A 17,984-nucleotide genomic window follows, 5' to 3' on the forward strand; every position below is an offset into this window, starting at 1 on the left:
TATTATAGGTTCTAAGCTTATTAAGGCTACCTGCATGCTGGTAATTATGAGTATGGGTGAGGAAATTTTAATAGTACCGCAGCCTAAGCAGCTGCAATTTAATGGTGAATGGTTTAGATTCGATGGTTTCAGTAATCTGCCTGACAACATAACCTCTGACTTCAATATACCTAAGGGTTCCTGGGAAATTAAATTAAGTGAGGAGGAGGGTGATCATTGTTCAATTAATGTTAATAATGGTTCAATAGAAGCCAGGGGGAATAAGTACATTTGCTATGCCACAGTTATTCAATTAACAATGCAGAGGAGCGGCTTTATACCCAGTGTTGAGGTTTATGAGGAACTTAGCTTTAAGATAAGGGGCTTCCACATGGATATAGCCAGGGGTGGTGTGCCGAATCTTGAGACCTTTAAAAACATTATTAAGTGGCTTTTCCTACTTAAGTATAATTACTTCTTCATTTACCTGGAGGACCTTTACCCGTGGAGGAGCTACCCAGATATAGGTGCTTTAAGGGGTAGGTTAAGTGAGGAGGAGTGGAATACTATAGTTAATTACGGTGAATCATACGGCATTGAGGTTGTGCCATCATTAGAGCTACTGGGCCACATGGAGAACATACTATCATTACCAAAATACAGTAGGTTTAAGGAACTTTGGTGGGTTCCACGTGATGGTACATTAGATGCAAGCAGTGAGGATGCGAGGGCATTCGCGTTAAGGTTGCTTCAGGATGTTCTTGAAACCAGTAAATCAAGGTTAATACACGTGGGTGGTGATGAAACATGGTCACTGGGTAGAGGTAGGAGCCTTGATAAGGTTGGCTTCGTCTTTAAGGGCCCTGAACTGTACTTAACGCATTATAGGGCTATATTAAATATGGTTAAGAAGTATGGTAAAGTACCTGTGGTTTGGGGTGACATGTTAACCGGAATATATTTACCCAGTGAGGAGAGGACCATATGGGAGGGCGTTATTAATGATAAGATGTGGGATGAGGTGATTATAGCTAATTGGAATTATGAACCATTAAATGTGGAGGATTTCCTAAACATGATAGATAAGGTTGGGCACTACAGTAATCAATTGGCATGCCCAGGCTTATCAAACTGGAACAGGTTCTACCCAGACTTCGAAAGAGCATTAACCAATGTTAAGAACTTTCTAATGGCAGCCAAGGAGAGGAAACTGGGTGGATTCCTAATAACTGCATGGGGTGATGATGGTGAGGAATGCCTATTCACATACCTAACACCCCTAATACTGGCTTCAATGGAGATAGCTGAGGGTACGGGTGATTGGGAGGCTAAGTGGATTAGGTTAAGTAGTGAGGATGAGGGTGTTTTAAAGGCCCGTAAATTATTCGGTAAGGGAATAGTGTCCTCTAATATAAAAAACGTAATATACTTGGATAGGTTAAGTACTATGAGTAATGAAGCTAAGGAAATGATTAAGGATGAATGGGGCAAGATACTTAACGAATTAAGGAATGTGAAGCTCCCTGAGAGTTTAGAATTAATTAGGAGCATGATGGAACTCGGCTTAAGGGTAATTAAGGGTGAGGCAAAGGCTGATGATTACTGGAGCATAATTGATGCTTATGCTAAACTATGGTTAAGTGAAAGAAAACCAGAGGGCTTATCTAACATATTATCTAGGTTCGGTAAATCAATGCTAATTCTTAAGTATAATTTAAAAGGATAATAGTAGCAATGCTTAAATAGAGGTTCAAGCATAATGTATTATGAACCTAGGGGTTTCAACATACTCCTTCTGGCACTTTGAGGGTGAGAAGATGCCCATTAATAATTACTTAGAGAGAGCTGCTAAACATGGGTTCAGTGGTGTTGAAATTCTTGAGGATCATTTAAGTGGACTCAATACAGGGGATTTAAGGGAGGTTAAGAGGGTAGCCTTCACGCTTGGATTAAGCATATACGCTGTATCAATTCACAATGATTTTATTAACCCACTCACTGGTTCAAGGGATAAGGAGGTTGAGTTAGTGAAGAAGTGGTTAAATGCAGCCTATGTCCTTGGAGCATCCATAATTAGGATTAATTCAGGTAGGTGGAGGACAATTAAGAGTTTTGATGAGTTAATGAGGAATAAGGGTAAAGAACCACCATTACCAGGTTATACTGAGGAGGATGCATTAAGGTGGGTTGAGGAGTCAATAAGAAGCCTACTACCCACTGCTGAGGATTTAGGAATAATACTTGGCCTTGAGAATCATTGGGGGATTTCAGGTAAGGCGTCAAACATGGTTAAAATGTTTAATGACGTACCATCAAAGTACTTTAGGGCAGTAATGGATATAGGTAACTTCATTGAGGATACCTATGGGCAACTGGAGATGATAGCGCCCTACACTGCAATGGTTCATGCTAAGACATACTTTGGTGGTGGCGTGTGGTATACCTTGGATATAGATTACGATAGGGTTTTCAACATTCTTAAGAATCATGGATTCAATGGCTGGGTTTCACTGGAGTATGAGGGTAGGGAAGATTATGATACTGGTGTTGCTAAGAGTAGGGAATTGCTTCTAAAGTACATTAGGTAATAACACCTCAATGCATTAAGCTCTGTTGAATTTCATTAATCCTACTCCTCAATGCGGTGTTCATTATTAGTGAAACCAGTAGGAAGAGTATGGATAGTAGGATGAATAGATTCCTAACCCCAATTACTGTTGAAATAGCACCCCCAATTAATCCACCTAGTATTGACCCCATTGAGAACATTGTAAAGAAGACAGCTGATCCCTTACCCCTCTCCACGCCTAGGCTCATGAGTAATGCTGGGGTTGATACTATGAATAATGCGTAACCAATACCCCTAACCACTTGAGCCAGGTATAATGCACTCAATGGGATGAGGGAATATAGCGTGAAGGCTAAGGATAATACTAAACCATTGATTATGAATAAATACTTCCTGAATATTAGGCTGCTGTCAAATAACCTACCGGTAATGATCATTGTAGGCACCTCAGCAGTCGCACCTGCAGCTATTACTTCACCCAAGTACAATATTGAACCATGTTTAATGAAGACGTACACTGGTAGGAACCAGGATGCTGATGATATTGTTAACCCAGCTATTAAGGAGTAGAGTGATAGGGCAGCCCACGTGCTTAAGGTAAGCCTAGTGGTGAATCTAGTGGAGTATGTTTCCTTAAGCATTAAGGCAGCTATGGTAAGCGCCATTAGCAATTCAATTAAAGCAAATAAGAGGGCGTACCCTAGTGATGATTTAACTATTATTAACGGTATTACTAAACTACCCCCTATCCAACCAATAGCCCCACCAATCCTAACAACACTAATACTCCTACCTAATTTAACCACTGATATTTCAGAGGATGAGGCTAACATTAACGTTGAGAAGCCCCCGGCTAGGAATCCCATAATTATTGACGATAACACGTAGTAGCTTACCCTTAAGTTCAACATAAGGAGTAATGTAATTAAGGCTGCTGAGAGTAAATCAATAATAATCACCCTCCTCCTGCTCTTCATAATGTCTGATAAGTAGCCTAATGAATATTGGCCCATCATGGATGCTATATTATAGGATGTACTAAATGCACCAATTTCAATCAACGTTAAGCCGCTGGCGTATAGAATGTAGGTTGAGAATAATGCGTAGAGCGGCACCACAGACCACATTAAGGCGTATATAATTAGTAAAATCAGCTCCACTGAGGCATTTACCTTAAACTGCATTATTCGGTTGTTAACTACTGAATTAAAGCTTAACTGATTTTAATTTAGTGAAGCATAGTTTTAAAAGCTATATGCAATATAATTATCATGAGGATTGCTGACCTACACGAGGATATCTCATGGGGGACTTCACAATACTTTAACGATACCATTAATGGCCCAGCACAATCAAGTATAGCTCAATTGGCTAAATTCGATCAGGCATTAGTATTCGCGGCAATATACCCTCATGTTAGGACTTGGAATGAGGATGCTGATAAGATTAAGGCACTCTATGGTAGAGCAACAAACCCAACGCACTTCTCATTCGACCTAATACTGGATCACCTCAAATTCTACTACTACCTGGAGAGGAGGGGATTAATTAAGATTATTAAAAGCCCTAATGATACCTTAAGTAAGGTTAACTTCGTAATATCCCTGGAGGGTACTGATGCATTGAGGGATATATATGACTTATACGTACTTAAGAACCTGGGGGTTAGGGTTATTCAATTAACATGGAATTATGATACTAAGTTTGCTGCATCATGTAATTCAAGGAAGGATTACGGCTTAACTGGTGAGGGTGAGGAACTGGTTAAATTAGCCAATGACCTTGGCTTATTAATTGACCTAGCTCACGCAAGTAAGCAAACTGTGCTTGATGTAGCATCAATATCTAGGAAGCCTATTATAGTTAGCCACGCTAACGCTAGGAAGCTTAAGGACTCCCGTAGGAATCTTGATGATGAAATGATTGAGGCCATTATTAAGGCTGGGGGAATTATAGGGGTGGCTGCAATACCATCATTATTACCTAACCCAAGTATTGAGGGTATATTAGATAATATTAAGTATATTGGTGAGAATTATGGCTGGGATTATGTGGCAATAGGTACTGACTTCCTTGGAATGTACCCTGATGAAGTAATAAGTGGCCTTGAGTCAATTGAGAAACTAAGCATGCTCAGTGATATGTTGGGTGATGAAGCTGAAAAGGTACTGTGGGGTAATGCCTATAGGATGCTTAAGTACATAGGGTAATTAGAATCCCATAATTCAATGCTTCTTACCACGGTTTTTAGCCAACATATCTCTTATTTCATTCTTCCAAATGTATCCAGCCACCCTCCTACCTTCCTTGGTTAAATCATAGTAAATCCCCCTCCCCCTCTTCTCAGGGTTATGCTGCTTAACCTTAAGCCACGGCTTAACCGAACTAGTAACCCTACCCTTTAAACTCCCCTTAAACTCCTGTAGTAAATTAAGTTGAACAAGATGCTTACAAGCCTCCTCAACTTCATCTTCAGGTATTATTGGATTCCACCCAGATGCACCGAGGAGCCTCCTGGCAAGTAGCCATGGTGTATCTGGGCCATACTTATAAATGTGGGCTAGTATCATTTTCTCTAATTCACTTAAACCATCACCAGTGCCCACGAACGGTATTGCTATTAATGGTTTTAACCCTAACGCTGTCTCATCCCTAACACTTTATAATCATTACGTACCAGTTTCCCAACTTGAAATATACCTAGCCTGCTCCTCTGTTAGGGAATCAAACCTAACCCCCATTGCCGCCAACTTAAGCCTAGCAATATCCTCATCAATATCCTGAGGCAGCCTGTAAACTCTAGGTGTTAACTTACCCTTATTTCTTAAAATGTACTCAGCCGCCAATGCTTGATTACTGAAGGACATGTCCATTACCTCACTTGGATGCCCTTCCGCGGCTGATAGGTTAACTAGCCTGCCCTCCGCTATTAGGTATATTTTTCTGCCATTAGGTAGGATGTACTCAACAACGTATGGTCTTATTTCCCTCTTGGATTTAGCGTTCTTTTCTAGGGCCTCCACATCAATCTCAACATTGAAGTGCCCTGTATTGGCTAACACTGCACCATCCTTCATCCTTAACATGTGGTCAAAGGATATTACCCTTATGTCACCTGTTGCTGTTATGAAGATGTCGCCTATTTCAGCAGCTTCACTCATTGGCATTACCTCAAAGCCCTCGAAGACTGCCTCAAGGGCCCTTATTGGATTAACCTCAGTAATAATGACCCTCCTTGCCCCAAGTCCCTTAGCCCTCATCGCCACCCCCCTTCCAACCCACCCATATCCAGCAACTACCACTATTTTTCCTGCAATGAGTAGGTTCGTTGCCCTTATTATCCCATCCCAAGTTGATTGGCCTGTACCGTACCTATTGTCGAAGAGGTACTTTGTATATGAGTCGTTAACAGCTATTATAGGGTACATTAACTTCCCATCCTTCTCCATGGCCCTAAACCTAATGACCCCTGTAGTTGTTTCCTCAGTGCCGCCGAATATCTTCTTAACTAAGCTTACATAATCCCTACTGCCTGCTACCTCAAGGGCATACTTAACTGACTCATCAATGATCCCTAAGGCTAACTTATGTAGTGTGCCGGCTACGTCACCGCCATCATCGAGGGTTATGTTGGGTTCAGAGGATATGGCGAAGCCTATGGCATTATAATACTCCCTATTGCTCATGCCCTTCCAAGCATATACATGAATACCCTCCTCCACTAAGGCTGCTGCAACATCATCTTGAGTTGAGAGTGGATTACTTGGCGCTAAGTATACGTCAGCTCCACCTGCTGCTAGGGTTTTAGCCAGAACCGCAGTCTCCTTGGTAACATGGAGGCTTGCAGCTATTTTAATACCCTTAAGTGGCTTCTCCTTAATGAACCTTTCCCTAATAGCCATTAGTACCGGCATGTGTGATTCAGCCCACTCAATCTGTAGCCTTCCCTTGGCCGCTAATGACTTATCCTTAACCTTAGACTCAACCATTGCTGAACCTAGATTTAACATGTTTAAAAGCGTTTAACCAACATTCCACATGCCATAACGTTTAAGCGGAGGGTACTTTACTTAAACACGCGTTTTAAGTATTATTAATTATTCTTAATGCCGCAGGAATTAACAATATTAATCAAATACGCGTCGCCAAAACGTTCACCAGCGTTAATGGGTATTACTGATGCTGCACAAGATTGCCTTATCAATGGTTCACTCACAGTTACTTGCCTACCCATTAATTTACTTAACTCCTCCTCAATCATTTGCTTCCATAGGCCCTTATTAGCCATGTATGTACCGCCCATTAATGCTATGGGCAGGTTAAAGGCACCAAGCCTCCTAATCACGGTGGTTAATGCTAAGGCAACCTCCTCAGTCTCCCTCCTAAGTATTAATGAAGCCTCCTTATCACCCTCCTTAGCTGCATCAAAGACGCTTTTGGCAAATGAAGCGATCGTACCCTTAACATCCCTGGCTGAATAAACTTTAGCAACCAACTCCTCAATGGTGGAGGCTGAGTACTGGCTTAAGGCATATTTAACTAGGGTTGTTTCACCAATCCTACCGTCATATGATTTCACCACTGCTGATAAGCCTAAGGCTCCAATATGGTACGCTCCACCTTCATCATCTATTAAATGCCCCCATCCACCAACCCTAACCCTCCTACCAGAGTACTTACCGTAAAAATTACTGCCAGTGCCCAATATGCCTATTACCCCATCACCTGTTAAGAATGCTGAGGCGTGGGCGGCTTCAATATCCTCAGTAATGTATATTCTAGCACCCTTAACATAATCACCAAGTTCACTCATTATACACCTCCTTATTTCACTATCCCAAGCACCACCAAGGTAACCAGCCATGGATAGACTTAAGGCAATAACCTCAACATTAGCGTTAACCTTACTTAATGCGTTAATTACACTTGCTGAAATATTACTGCAGACTTCATTAATAGGTAATGCCGCTGGATTTGAAGGCCCGGCTTGCCCAAGAGCCATTAATACTCCATCATATGATAATACTGCTGCCTCTGTTTTAGTGGCACCGCCATCAATTCCCAGTACTACCTTAACCACTTGTTACGGACTTGGTGAGAGTATTTAAACCTCATCACGTTCACTCAACAAGAGGTTCCTTCATTGTTAATGTTGCCTCATCAGCATTAACCTCAATACTAATGCCTAAGGGAACTGGGTATGTGTTTAGGCCTTGTTGATCACCACCATGGCAGCATGGGTAATTTAGGAAGGATGGGGCCTTAGGGTTATAGGTCTTAGTTGCCTCCACAATTGACTCAACCACACTCCCCCCAACCTGCCACTCCCTTAACTCAGGTATTTCACCGTAGGCAATAGCATTAACGCCTCCGAGAATTCCCATTAATCCCAGTGCCGTTAAGTACTCATCAAGCCTATGTATCTGTAGCGCTATCTCCTCAATAAAGAGTACCTTACCCTCCGGGTTAATTCTGAAGCTTGGTATTGATTGAGGAAGGAGGAATTTCAATAGATTGCCACCAACCATTACGCCGCTTGCTTTACCTGGTGTTATTATTCTTGGAAATGGCCCATCCTGAAGGGGCTTAAGCTCCATCACCTCACCCTTGAGTATACTTAGAGCCGCATCCATATCCCTCCTGAACCTACTTAGGCCAGCCTCACTAGGTGTCACATTAAGGTCAAGCATTGGGGCCTGTAGTGATGGGACTCCAGCCTTAGCATACACTGCAGTTTGTAGGGCTGTTATGTCGCTGAAGCCCACTATAACCTTAGGGTGCTCTTTAATTACATCATAGTCAAGAAGCCTAATAACCCTAAAGGCACCGCTCATGCCCCTTAAGCACCATACTGCATCTACGTCATCCCTAATGAAGGCATCCATGATATCCTTAGCTCTAACTTCATCTGGAGCCGAATGGAAGCCCTTATTTAAGGCGAACTTAACAGTATCTCCAAGAATCACCCTAAACCCTTTTTTCCTAAGATAATCAATACCAGTGTTGAGTCCTGAGCCACTCCCCGGATAACCTGGGGGTGCTGATGGTGCTATGAGCATTACCGTTGATCCCTCCCTTAACCTACGTGGTTTAACCGAGTACTTCACTCCTAATTAGTAGGTACGCTTATTTTTAAGGAATTCAACATAGTTTTGTTAACTTAGAAGTGTTTAAAAATGGGTTAGGTAAAGGCAATGGTGTGGTTTTAATTGATAAGTATGGTAGGCCATTATTGAAGCTTAGGATCGTGGTTAACAGTGAATGCAACTTTAACTGCTTCTTCTGCCACTTTGAGGGTCAAAGTAGGCATATCCCATCATTAACGCCTAAGGATATTGGATTTGCAGCTGAGGCAGCCATGAGGATTGGTGTAATGGATTTTAAGTTAACTGGTGGTGAACCATTATTACGTAAAGATATTACTGAGATAATTGAGGAATTAAGCCTAAGGAAACCTAAGGATTTATCCTTAACAACTAATGGTTACCTCCTAGGTGAATTAGCCTCAAAGCTTAGGGAGGCAGGCTTAATGAGGCTTAATGTGTCGTTACATAGCCTTAAGCCTGAGAGGTATGCATTCATAACTGGAACAAGCCCCAAGGTATTCAATAAGGTTATTGATGGGTTAATGAAGGCTAAGGACGCTGGGTTCAATAACATAAAGCTTAATATGGTTGTTACTAAGGTTAATGTTGATGAGGTTGATGATTTAATAAGCTTCGCTGCAAAGCATGGCTTCTCACTACAGTTAATAGAATTAATGCCCGTTGGGTATGGGGAAGTGGCTTTCAATGAGAATTACGTTGACTTAAACACTGTGGTTAAGCGACTTATGGAGCGTGGTAGATTCCTTGGGAGTAGGGTTGACTTGCATAATAGGCCCCTACTTAGTGTTGATGGTGTTAAGGTTGAGGTTGTGAAGAATTACATGAATCCAAGCTTCTGCGCTGGTTGCACAACAATGAGGTTAACCAGTGATGGATGGCTTAAGACCTGCCTCTATAAGCCTCCATCCGTTAAGGTTTGGGACCTCATTAAGAGTAGGGACCTTGAGGGGTTAATTAAGGCCTTTCAGAGGGCTAATGAGTTAAGGGAACCCAACTTTAAGAATACTGATAATCAATTGAGGTTAAGTAACATTAAGGTTAGGTTAAGGGTTGGTTAAATGCATTCACCCCTATACTTGTAAATCAGCATAGTTATCTCATTCCTAATCCCCCTTAACCTATCTAAGTCATCCTTAAGTGCTATGAGCTTACCCTTATCCTCATCCTGAAGTTGGCTTATCTCGCTCTTTAACTTAAGTTCACCATACTCAGTCTCCATTTCAGATATCCTAGCATCCAATTCACCTATTATCCTAGTTAACTTCTCAATCCTCTCATCACACTCCCTCACATACCTCTCCCTCTCATTCTCAAGCATTTTCCTGAACTTATCCACTAAATCCTGTGGAATCTTCTCATTATTACTAATCATATTGAGCATTACATCACCTAGCTTAAGGAGCATTTCATTAACCTTCCTCAACTTATTAACCGTGTCCTCAAGCTTAGACTTAACATCATTAATAGTAGCCTCCAGTTCATTCTTAGGTTTAACTATAATAATCCTCTCCTCATCATTAAACTTAAGCACATTATTGGCTGTACTATACTTAATAACCTGGCCATCCCTACTCACGTTTACACCAGTTATTATTACCTTCAGGTTGTTGCCATCACGGTTCACCTTATATTCCACTGAGGTAACCATACCCAGTTCCCTACCATTATCATCAATAACCCTCCATCCCCTATAGGACTCCATCTTCCTCTTAATCTTATCCCCCCTCCTATTAAAGAACGATAAAGGCATTGCCTAATTAACCTCATTAATGATAAATAACCCTATTGGTTAAAATAAACATGAGCAGTTAAGCATCAGCACCTAAACACTTTAAATCCTTAATCGCAGTACTCTACTATGAATGCATTCAGCATAAGGCTTAGTAATGGATTAAGGGTTGTGGGTTCACACATACCTGACAGTGAGGTTGAGGCTGTGTACGTATTCTACAATGTTGGGGCTAAGAATGAGAGAGATGGAATATATGGGGGCTCTCACCTTGTTGAACATGTACTCTTCAGGAGTATTAAGGGGCTTGAGAAGAGTATTGATGAGCTGGTGGAGGGAGTTGGGGGTTACTTCAACGGCTTCACCACATATGACACCACGGCCTACGTTGAAGTCCTACCAGTGGATAAGGCTGAGTTAGGCTTCATGATTGAGGCCAAGAGGATGAAGGATGCATTATTCCTTGAGAATGAGTTTGAACTTGAGAGGAGCATTGTGTTAAGTGAATTCGATATGAATGAGAATGATGAGGAGGCAAGAATGATGCTTACGGCCAGTAGGAAAATGTGGGATTCACACCCATATAGGCACATGGTTATTGGCGTTAGGAGAGATCTTGAGTCTGTTAAGCGTGATGAATTATACAATTACTATAGGCGATACTATAATCCATCCAATGCAGTCCTAGTGGCTGTGGGTGGGTTAACGAGAAGTAGTATTGAGAAGCTTGCTGAACTCCACTTCAGCAGTATTGAGCCTGGTGAAGTTAAGGGAGATGTGGAGCCATGGGATGAGCAATTTAACGGTATCATTAAGGTAACCATGAGGGGTTCAACAATGGTTCCTAGGCTCTTAGTATTATTTAAGTCACCTGGATTACATAATGCTCAAGGCTTCTCAAGGCAATTATTCGTCGACTTCATTCTAATTGGCGATAAGAGGCTAGCCTACGGCTTAACGGCTAGTGAACCAGCATCAATACCTAGGTTCGCTAGGCTGTATAGGCTTGTTGAGGAGGGAACCGCCTCAAGCGTTTATGCCAGTTACGAGTTAACTTACATGAATGGACCCTACGGTATAGTGCTGAGGGGTGTTAAGGACCCTGATAAGGCTTATAATAGGTTAATTGAGGTTATTTTAGAGAAGCCTAATGCCGATGAAGTTAATAATGCCATTGCAAGGATTAAGACTAGGTTAATTAATACACTTGACTCACCCAGTAAGCTTGGTCAATTATATGGTGTGGGTGAATTATTCGCCAATGACCCTGAACACTTAGTGAAGTTAATGAGTAATGCTCAGTACTTAGGGGCTGAGGATTATGTTAATCATGTGGAGGAGCTTATAAAATCAGCAGTGGTGGTTTACTATGGCTAAGGTAATGAAGTTGAGCCACTGGAGTGAATCACTCGTTGTTGATGTTAAGTTGAACCTTGGCTTAATTAATGAGGATGTACCTGGATTATCAAGGGTACTGGTTAATCTATGGAAGTGGTCCAGAGGAATCATGGAGTTGGAGAAGAGTGGTGTAACAATATCATTCAATAACTCATGGGATCAATTAACAGTGTCAATAAAGACGCATAAAGGTAATTCAAGCTTACTTAAGGGCCTTTGGGATGCGTTAACTAGGGTTGACTTAAGCCTACTGGATAGGGCAATCAATGAGGCGTCGACACAGATTAATGTGGCTAGGGAGGATACTACAGCGAGGGCAATGGCTGAGGCTTTAAGGGGTTTAATGCCTGATTCACCATATGGGAATCACCCAGAGGTTCTTCTTGGAGTCGACTTAAGTAGGATTAAACCAGAGGACGTGAGAAGGGCATTAGATAACTTAGCCTATTACTCAGTAACCGTAGTAGGTGGTGATGTTGAAATTAGTGGCTCCCCAGCTAATGCTAAGTGGCCCAGCGTGAAGGGATATGGGGGCGGTGAGGTTAATGTTAAGTTAAGTGATAAGGTTCAAAGCACCATTGCTGTTGCCTATCCTGCTGACTCAATATATGGTAGGGTCTTCAATTACATGGCTTTCAACACACTCCTTGGTGGCATGGGTTTAATTAGTAGGCTTTACGTGGAGATTAGGGTTAAGAGGGGGCTAGCCTATTACGCCTTCTCAACATATGTACCCCTAGGTGGTGTTGGATTCCTAATTGCGTTAGTGGGTACTAGGGAGAAGCATGTTAATGAGGTTAAGGAACTTATACTTAAGACAACTGAGTCAATGAGCATGGTTAATGATCATGATGTTGAAATGATTAAAGGCAATCAGAGGGGGAGGTTAACAGTCAGGGCTGAGTCACCGGAGGGGCTGGCGCAAATGTACTCAATAATACCACTATACGGTTTACCTGAGGATTACTATGCAAGGTACGTTAACTTCCTAACTACCCTTAAGAGTAGTGACATAGCAAACATCACCAGTGAGTTAAGGCACCATTACATAGCTGTGGCTGGCCCTTGAAATTAACCTGGCTCAACATGAGTATTCACAGACACTACTGATTGTATATTCTTCATTATATCATTCTCAAGTTCATCCACAATCCTATGAGCTTCATTAACACTATACCAACCCGGAACCTTAACAATGAGGTCTATCGCATATCCATTACCAGTATTCTTAACCTTAACATCAGAAACTGATACATTATGATATCTAGCTATACTATATACCCTATTTGTTATTTCTGGGTTAATTTGATCAAGTAGAACATTCATTGACTCCTTAAAGTAATTAACTCCCAAATATATTAGGTATGCTGCAATAGCTAGAACTGCAATAGGTTGAATAATTGGCATCATTAATGAGACTACCATTACTGCCGCTATTAGTAACGCATCCAGTAAGTCAGCTATGGCATGCCTAAACTCAAGTTTAAGTATTAAGTCACCAGTTTTAATGTACCCAATCCTCAGGTTAATTAACCTACTTAATACTAGGCTGGCAACAATAATAATGATGTATAATGAGTCTAAGGGTAACTTCTCAACAATACCTTTAGTAATATTAATGATGGATTCAGCCACTAACCAAAGTGATGCACCCATTAATATTATTGCAACAGTATACATTGATAAGTACTTATACTTAAAGTGACCATAGGGGTGATCCATGTCAGGCGGCTTTAAGGTTGGCCCAAGCCCAATGTATAATGAGCTTAATATGACTACGTCAAGCATTGTGTGTAGGCCATCAGCAATAAGCACGGGTATATTCATGGTTACTCCAGTTAAGAGCTCAATAATTGAGGTAGCGCTAACTAGTAGTGTTGCTACCTTTACATAGAACCTGACCTTACCATTCATTGTTACTACCTCATTACCACTAATCCGCTGGTTCTTAAATAAGTTTTCATTCATACTCGATTTCGATAACGATATAGATTTCGAATTTATAAACCTAACCCCATTTAGGCTATCAAGTAACTTAAAGAAGAGAACTGCTTATTAACCTAGGGTAGCAGTTAGTTAAGTAGTGGTTAGTGAGGAATTTATTAACGAAGCATTAAGCAGGATTAAACCTGGTGAAGTATTAGTAACGTACACTAATGAGCAATCATCGGTGGATATTAATGATATTACTTTGATTAAAGTTAATGCAAATGATGACGAGTACTCAATATTAAGGTTAATAGCCATAGCTAAGGCACATAATGACCCAGTATTAGTATCCAAGTGGATTATACCTAATGAATTAGCTAATAGGAAGTATAGTAGGGTCGGCAGCTTAACGCTCCTAAGTAGGATAATTGACTACATTTTAATAGAATCTGGATATGATGATTACGTTGCCAGATCCTTTAATGAGCAGGAGTTTAGGCGAATACTCACTAATGGGCCTCAGGACTTGAAGTTAAGGGCACTTGAAGCCCTGGGTTTAGATGTACCATTCAGCTTCAGGATGGCTAATAGGACTGATGATATTGATAATGCTATTAGGGGATTAAGTGGAGGATTCGTAAGCAAGTACCTTGACTTGAGGAGTTATTTATTTAACAATATGGCTCTAGAGTACTTACTTAATTACTTAGACCTATTGTTTAAGAATGCCTAAACTTTAACTATGCCTTAACTTTATATTTAATTAGAAATACCCTAAATATTATGTGATAAAATAATCTTAAGTCAAGAAAAACCCACGGAAAAACTTTAAAATAAGGGTAAGTAAAGCAAACTATGATAACAATAGTGGGATCAGGTAGAGTGGGTGCAACAGCGGCGGCTTTCCTAATGTTCTATGAGTTAGATAATGAATTAACCCTAATAGATATAGTAAAGGGCCTGCCTCAAGGTGAGGCCCTTGACCTTAATCACGCTGCAGCAATATTAGGGAAGTCTGTTAGGTATAAGGGTAGTAATGATTATAAGGACATGGAGGGAAGTGACATTGTAATAGTTACTGCCGGCCTCGCTAGGAAGCCAGGCATGACTAGGGAGGAGTTAGCTGGTAAGAATGCTGAGATAGTTTCATCAATTGCAGACCAGATTAAGAAGTATGCCCCTAATTCAATAGTAATCATTACAACTAACCCACTTGACGCAATGGTTTACGTACTGTATAAGAGGCTTGGATTCCCGAGGAATAGGGTTATTGGCTTCAGCGGTGTCTTGGACTCCAACAGGATGGCTTACTATGCATCCCAGATAATTGGAATAGCCCCAGAGTCAATAATACCAGTTGTACTTGGGCAGCATGGTGAAAACATGTACCCTGTCCCTGAAGCATCATTCGTATATGGTAAGCCCCTTACTGAATTCCTAACTCAGGAGCAGTATAATGATATTGTTAAGAAGACCATTCAGGCAGGCGCTGATATAACTAGCCTAAGGGGATTTAGTAGCAACTGGGGTCCAGCAGCTGGCTTGGCCTTAATGGTTGATTCAATAAAGAAGAATAGGAAGAGGATTTTCGAAGCTTCAGTGTACCTTGATGGTGAATACGGTGTTAGGGATGTCTTCGCTGAGGTTCCTGTTGTGCTGGGTAAGAATGGTGTTGAGAAAATAATTGAATTAAACCTAACCCCAGAGCAGAGGCAGAAGTTTATGCAGAGTATTGAGGCTATTAAAAAGAACCTAACTCAAGTACCACCACAATACCTTAAGTAGGCGGGTTAAGTTAATTAAACCCAATCAACCACCCTTTTACCAATGACCTTATTAAATAGCAGTGACGTTAAGGATCTATTAATTAATTTACTGAGAATATATAGTCCAAGTGGTGAGGAGGGGAGGATTGCAGAGTTTATTTTAAGCTTCCTTAAGCAACATGGTGTTGACGCTTGGATTGATGAAGCCGGCAATGTGCTTGCAATTAGGGGTAGTGGTGAACGGGTTTTATGGCTTCATGCACACATGGATACTGTACCAGGCTTCATTGAGGTTAGAGAGGGGGGTGATTTAATTTACGGTAGGGGGGCTGTTGATGATAAGGGGCCGCTTACATCAATGATTACTGCCTTCCTTAACTCTAAACCTGATGTAACATTAGTGTTAACCCTAGTGACAAGGGAGGAGGGTGATAGCTTAGGTTCATTAAGCCTAATTAAGAGTAATCTCCCCAAGCCTGATGGCGTAATCGTCGGTGAGCCAACCAACATGCACATAGCCTACTCATATAGGGGGAGCGCTAGGGTTGAGGTTAAGTGCCTTGGTCAAGGGGGCCACACAGCTGGACCTGGGGTTGAGGATAACCCAATATTAAAGGTTTACAAAGCCTTCAGTAATATGGCTAGTAGGCTTGGTAACGGGCAATCAACCGAATCATACACAGTAACACCCACACTCATTAATTGCGGTGATCACCCAAGTAAGGTACCAACTGAATGCACAATGATTGTTAACGTTAGGATACCGTTAAACTCATCATGTAGGGAATTAAGTAATACAGTCAAGGATGTTGAGTGCGTTAAGATTATTGACTGCACAGACCCAATAATAGTTAATGTGAATAACCCAGTGGTTAGGTCACTGGTAAGGGCAAGCTTAAGAAACAATGTTAAGCCAATACTATCCAGGAAATTGGGTACGAGTGATATGGCTATTTTAGCCAAGTTAACACTAAACCTAGCAGCCTATGGGCCAGGGGACCCAACACTCAGTCATGGACCCATTGAATATATTAATATCAATGACGTTATGTTAGCCAGCAACATCCTCATTAATGTTATTGATGAATTCAGCCGCATAACCATACGGAATTAAGCTAAGGCATTAATGTTTAAAGGCTAGTAATTTAACTAAGGTATTACTAATAGTGGTAGTTTGTGAACTAAGTATTGAGCAGTACATTAAGTTCACTGACTTACAATTCTGATTTTCCTAATTCAGTAGTATGTACTATCTTATACTTCCGCACAATATACTCCAGTAACAATGGCTGCATTAACAACTACTAACCCAATATAAGTACAGCACTAATAATAGGCTTAGTGATTATGTTATTGTAATAATATATCGTAATAATATTAAGAAAATTAGAAAAATTAAGAAGACGAGAAATTAAAATATTTTAAATCATTTTAACGTTATTAAGGTATTATTACTCCTTTTATATATTCCCTTGGCTTCTTTGAGGCGTATTCTAATGCTTCCTGTAGCTCATTAAGTCTCCATTTATGGGTTATGAGTTTCTCCTGGTTAAATACTCCTCTTTCAAGTAGTCTAGCAGCTATCTTTAAGTCAATGGTGGCGTATTCATCTCCTGATCTGGCTGGCACTGCCATTACTAGGTCTATTCCTTTAGCATCCCATATCCTGAAGTTAACTTGAACTGGGAGGGAGTGGTAGCTAACTATACTTAACCTACCCCTCTTACCAATAATCCTGGTGGCTAAATCAACCCCGCTTGGGTTTCCACTAACCTCGAATACAACATTGAAGCCGTTACCGTCGGTTAATTCCTTAATAGCCTTATCAACATCATCTACACTAGGGTTAATTATCGCTGTTGCTCCAAATTCCTTAGCTAACTTAAGCCTATCATCAATAATATCGAAAGCCGCAAGCTCGCTGAAACCCATACCCCTCAAGGCTTGGATGAGTAGTAAGCCCATGTAACCTGAACCGATGACCGCTACGTAATCCCCAAGCCTTGGTTGAGTAACCCTAACCACATTAACTATTGCAGCTAAGGGTTCACCAATAGCGTATTCATAAGGTATGTTGTTAGGTATTTTCGCAACGCTACTAGCCTTAGCCACTAGGTAATCTGCATAAGCCGGTGATCCAATAGCCATAATCCTATCCCCAGGCTTAAGAGCGGTTACATTAGGCCCAACTTCAACAATATCCCCAACGGGTTCATGCCCAAAGGGAGCTGGCAACGTGAACCATACCGGTAATCCCTTAAACGCATAAATGTCACCACTACATATTCCCGTAGCCCTCACTCTAATTAATACTTCACCGTCACGGGGCTTAGGCATATCATACTCCTCAATCCTAACTAAGCCTGCTGAAACCAGGACACCAACCCTATTTCTCATAATTACGGGTACCTTATAGAAGTATTAAAGTCTTGATTAAGGGAAGATGAAAGATTCCTGAACTAGTTTAAAATTAATCCTTCCATAAATAGTGAGTTTTATGGCTACTT

Annotated in this window: 17 protein-coding genes; 9 read left to right on the forward strand and 8 right to left on the reverse strand. The window is 41.1% G+C overall.

Going from position 1 to position 17,984, the window contains the following annotated elements; translation table 11 throughout:
• Positions 1-52: 52 nt before the first annotated feature.
• Together BP896_RS07620 and BP896_RS07625 are read left to right on the forward strand one after the other, a co-directional pair.
• Positions 53-1,705, forward strand: coding sequence for a beta-N-acetylhexosaminidase (locus BP896_RS07620; protein ID WP_291767248.1), 1,653 nt, complete (start codon positions 53-55; stop codon positions 1,703-1,705).
• A gap of 40 nt (positions 1,706-1,745) precedes the next feature.
• Entirely contained in the window at positions 1,746-2,567 is an 822-nt protein-coding gene (locus BP896_RS07625; RefSeq protein ID WP_291767250.1) for a sugar phosphate isomerase/epimerase family protein, read from the forward strand.
• Between the two features lie 7 nt (positions 2,568-2,574).
• On the opposite strand, the gene BP896_RS07630 is transcribed toward BP896_RS07625, so the two are convergent.
• Positions 2,575-3,732 (reverse strand): MFS transporter, encoded by a 1,158-nt coding sequence (locus tag BP896_RS07630; protein WP_291767252.1) that lies wholly within the window; start codon positions 3,730-3,732, stop codon positions 2,575-2,577.
• 87 nt (positions 3,733-3,819) lie between these two features.
• Between BP896_RS07630 and BP896_RS07635 the strand changes: the two genes are divergently transcribed.
• Entirely contained in the window at positions 3,820-4,758 is a 939-nt protein-coding gene (locus BP896_RS07635) for a dipeptidase (RefSeq protein ID WP_291767254.1), read from the forward strand.
• A 15-nt stretch (positions 4,759-4,773) separates the two neighbouring features.
• Here the strand turns inward: BP896_RS07635 and BP896_RS07640 are convergent, their stop codons facing one another.
• The 4 genes from BP896_RS07640 to BP896_RS07655 form a co-directional block, all read right to left on the reverse strand.
• On the reverse strand, positions 4,774-5,118 hold the full coding sequence (locus tag BP896_RS07640) for a hypothetical protein (protein WP_349681945.1): 345 nt from the start codon (positions 5,116-5,118) through the stop codon (positions 4,774-4,776).
• Positions 5,119-5,217: 99 nt separating this feature from the next.
• Positions 5,218-6,537 carry an adenosylhomocysteinase gene (gene ahcY, locus BP896_RS07645; protein WP_291767258.1) on the reverse strand — a complete coding sequence of 440 codons (1,320 nt, stop codon included), beginning with the start codon at positions 6,535-6,537 and terminating at the stop codon, positions 5,218-5,220.
• Between the two features lie 104 nt (positions 6,538-6,641).
• Positions 6,642-7,628: a BadF/BadG/BcrA/BcrD ATPase family protein gene (locus tag BP896_RS07650; RefSeq protein WP_291767260.1), complete on the reverse strand. Its 987-nt coding sequence runs from the start codon at positions 7,626-7,628 to the stop codon at positions 6,642-6,644.
• A gap of 40 nt (positions 7,629-7,668) precedes the next feature.
• Complete coding sequence (locus BP896_RS07655) at positions 7,669-8,655, reverse strand: S66 peptidase family protein (protein ID WP_291767262.1); 987 nt, start codon at positions 8,653-8,655, stop codon at positions 7,669-7,671.
• Positions 8,656-8,747: 92 nt separating this feature from the next.
• Here BP896_RS07655 and moaA point away from each other — a divergent pair, with 92 nt between their 5' ends.
• Positions 8,748-9,713 carry a GTP 3',8-cyclase MoaA gene (moaA, locus tag BP896_RS07660; protein ID WP_291767264.1) on the forward strand — a complete coding sequence of 322 codons (966 nt, stop codon included), beginning with the start codon at positions 8,748-8,750 and terminating at the stop codon, positions 9,711-9,713.
• On the opposite strand, the gene BP896_RS07665 is transcribed toward moaA, so the two are convergent.
• Positions 9,710-10,405, reverse strand: a complete 696-nt coding sequence (locus BP896_RS07665; RefSeq protein WP_291767266.1) for a hypothetical protein — start codon at positions 10,403-10,405, stop codon at positions 9,710-9,712. The two genes, moaA and BP896_RS07665, sit on opposite strands and share 4 nt — an antisense overlap.
• Before the next feature lie 108 nt (positions 10,406-10,513).
• On the opposite strand from BP896_RS07665, the gene BP896_RS07670 reads away from it, so the two are divergent.
• Together BP896_RS07670 and BP896_RS07675 are read left to right on the forward strand one after the other, a co-directional pair.
• Positions 10,514-11,761 carry a M16 family metallopeptidase gene (locus tag BP896_RS07670; protein WP_291767268.1) on the forward strand — a complete coding sequence of 416 codons (1,248 nt, stop codon included), beginning with the start codon at positions 10,514-10,516 and terminating at the stop codon, positions 11,759-11,761.
• Positions 11,754-12,851 (forward strand): M16 family metallopeptidase, encoded by a 1,098-nt coding sequence (locus tag BP896_RS07675; protein WP_291767269.1) that lies wholly within the window; start codon positions 11,754-11,756, stop codon positions 12,849-12,851. The genes BP896_RS07670 and BP896_RS07675 overlap by 8 nt, the downstream gene beginning before the upstream one ends.
• Positions 12,852-12,853: 2 nt before the next feature.
• Here the strand turns inward: BP896_RS07675 and BP896_RS07680 are convergent, their stop codons facing one another.
• Complete coding sequence (locus BP896_RS07680; protein WP_291767270.1) at positions 12,854-13,696, reverse strand: cation diffusion facilitator family transporter; 843 nt, start codon at positions 13,694-13,696, stop codon at positions 12,854-12,856.
• A gap of 169 nt (positions 13,697-13,865) precedes the next feature.
• Between BP896_RS07680 and BP896_RS07685 the strand changes: the two genes are divergently transcribed.
• From BP896_RS07685 to BP896_RS07695, 3 genes are all read left to right on the forward strand, one after another.
• On the forward strand, positions 13,866-14,444 hold the full coding sequence (locus BP896_RS07685) for a hypothetical protein (protein WP_291767272.1): 579 nt from the start codon (positions 13,866-13,868) through the stop codon (positions 14,442-14,444).
• 122 nt (positions 14,445-14,566) lie between these two features.
• Positions 14,567-15,496 (forward strand): malate dehydrogenase, encoded by a 930-nt coding sequence (locus BP896_RS07690; protein WP_291767273.1) that lies wholly within the window; start codon positions 14,567-14,569, stop codon positions 15,494-15,496.
• A 42-nt stretch (positions 15,497-15,538) separates the two neighbouring features.
• A complete protein-coding gene (locus BP896_RS07695) occupies positions 15,539-16,591 on the forward strand; it encodes a M20/M25/M40 family metallo-hydrolase (RefSeq protein WP_291767274.1) in 1,053 nt (350 codons plus the stop codon).
• A 326-nt stretch (positions 16,592-16,917) separates the two neighbouring features.
• On the opposite strand, the gene BP896_RS07700 is transcribed toward BP896_RS07695, so the two are convergent.
• Positions 16,918-17,874: an MDR/zinc-dependent alcohol dehydrogenase-like family protein gene (locus tag BP896_RS07700; protein ID WP_291767277.1), complete on the reverse strand. Its 957-nt coding sequence runs from the start codon at positions 17,872-17,874 to the stop codon at positions 16,918-16,920.
• Between the last annotated feature and the right edge of the window lie 110 nt (positions 17,875-17,984).

Origin of the sequence: Caldivirga sp. UBA161 (genome assembly GCF_002506515.1) — an archaeon.
GTDB lineage: Archaea > Thermoproteota > Thermoprotei > Thermoproteales > Thermocladiaceae > Caldivirga.

What these genes read in the sequence shown, in the direction of transcription:
- BP896_RS07665 (WP_291767266.1), bottom strand. Translation starts at nt 10,405, where the DNA reads ATGCCTTTATCGTTCTTTAATAGGAGGGGGGATAAGATTAAGAGGAAG.
- ahcY (WP_291767258.1), bottom strand. Translation starts at nt 6,537, where the DNA reads ATGGTTGAGTCTAAGGTTAAGGATAAGTCATTAGCGGCCAAGGGAAGG.
- BP896_RS07635 (WP_291767254.1), top strand. Translation starts at nt 3,820, where the DNA reads ATGAGGATTGCTGACCTACACGAGGATATCTCATGGGGGACTTCACAA.
- BP896_RS07675 (WP_291767269.1), top strand. Translation starts at nt 11,754, where the DNA reads ATGGCTAAGGTAATGAAGTTGAGCCACTGGAGTGAATCACTCGTTGTT.
- BP896_RS07620 (WP_291767248.1), top strand. Translation starts at nt 53, where the DNA reads ATGGGTGAGGAAATTTTAATAGTACCGCAGCCTAAGCAGCTGCAATTT.
- BP896_RS07695 (WP_291767274.1), top strand. Translation starts at nt 15,539, where the DNA reads ATGACCTTATTAAATAGCAGTGACGTTAAGGATCTATTAATTAATTTA.
- BP896_RS07630 (WP_291767252.1), bottom strand. Translation starts at nt 3,732, where the DNA reads ATGCAGTTTAAGGTAAATGCCTCAGTGGAGCTGATTTTACTAATTATA.
- BP896_RS07700 (WP_291767277.1), bottom strand. Translation starts at nt 17,874, where the DNA reads ATGAGAAATAGGGTTGGTGTCCTGGTTTCAGCAGGCTTAGTTAGGATT.
- BP896_RS07690 (WP_291767273.1), top strand. Translation starts at nt 14,567, where the DNA reads ATGATAACAATAGTGGGATCAGGTAGAGTGGGTGCAACAGCGGCGGCT.
- BP896_RS07640 (WP_349681945.1), bottom strand. Translation starts at nt 5,118, where the DNA reads ATGATACTAGCCCACATTTATAAGTATGGCCCAGATACACCATGGCTA.
- BP896_RS07670 (WP_291767268.1), top strand. Translation starts at nt 10,514, where the DNA reads ATGAATGCATTCAGCATAAGGCTTAGTAATGGATTAAGGGTTGTGGGT.
- BP896_RS07680 (WP_291767270.1), bottom strand. Translation starts at nt 13,696, where the DNA reads ATGAATGGTAAGGTCAGGTTCTATGTAAAGGTAGCAACACTACTAGTT.
- BP896_RS07625 (WP_291767250.1), top strand. Translation starts at nt 1,746, where the DNA reads ATGAACCTAGGGGTTTCAACATACTCCTTCTGGCACTTTGAGGGTGAG.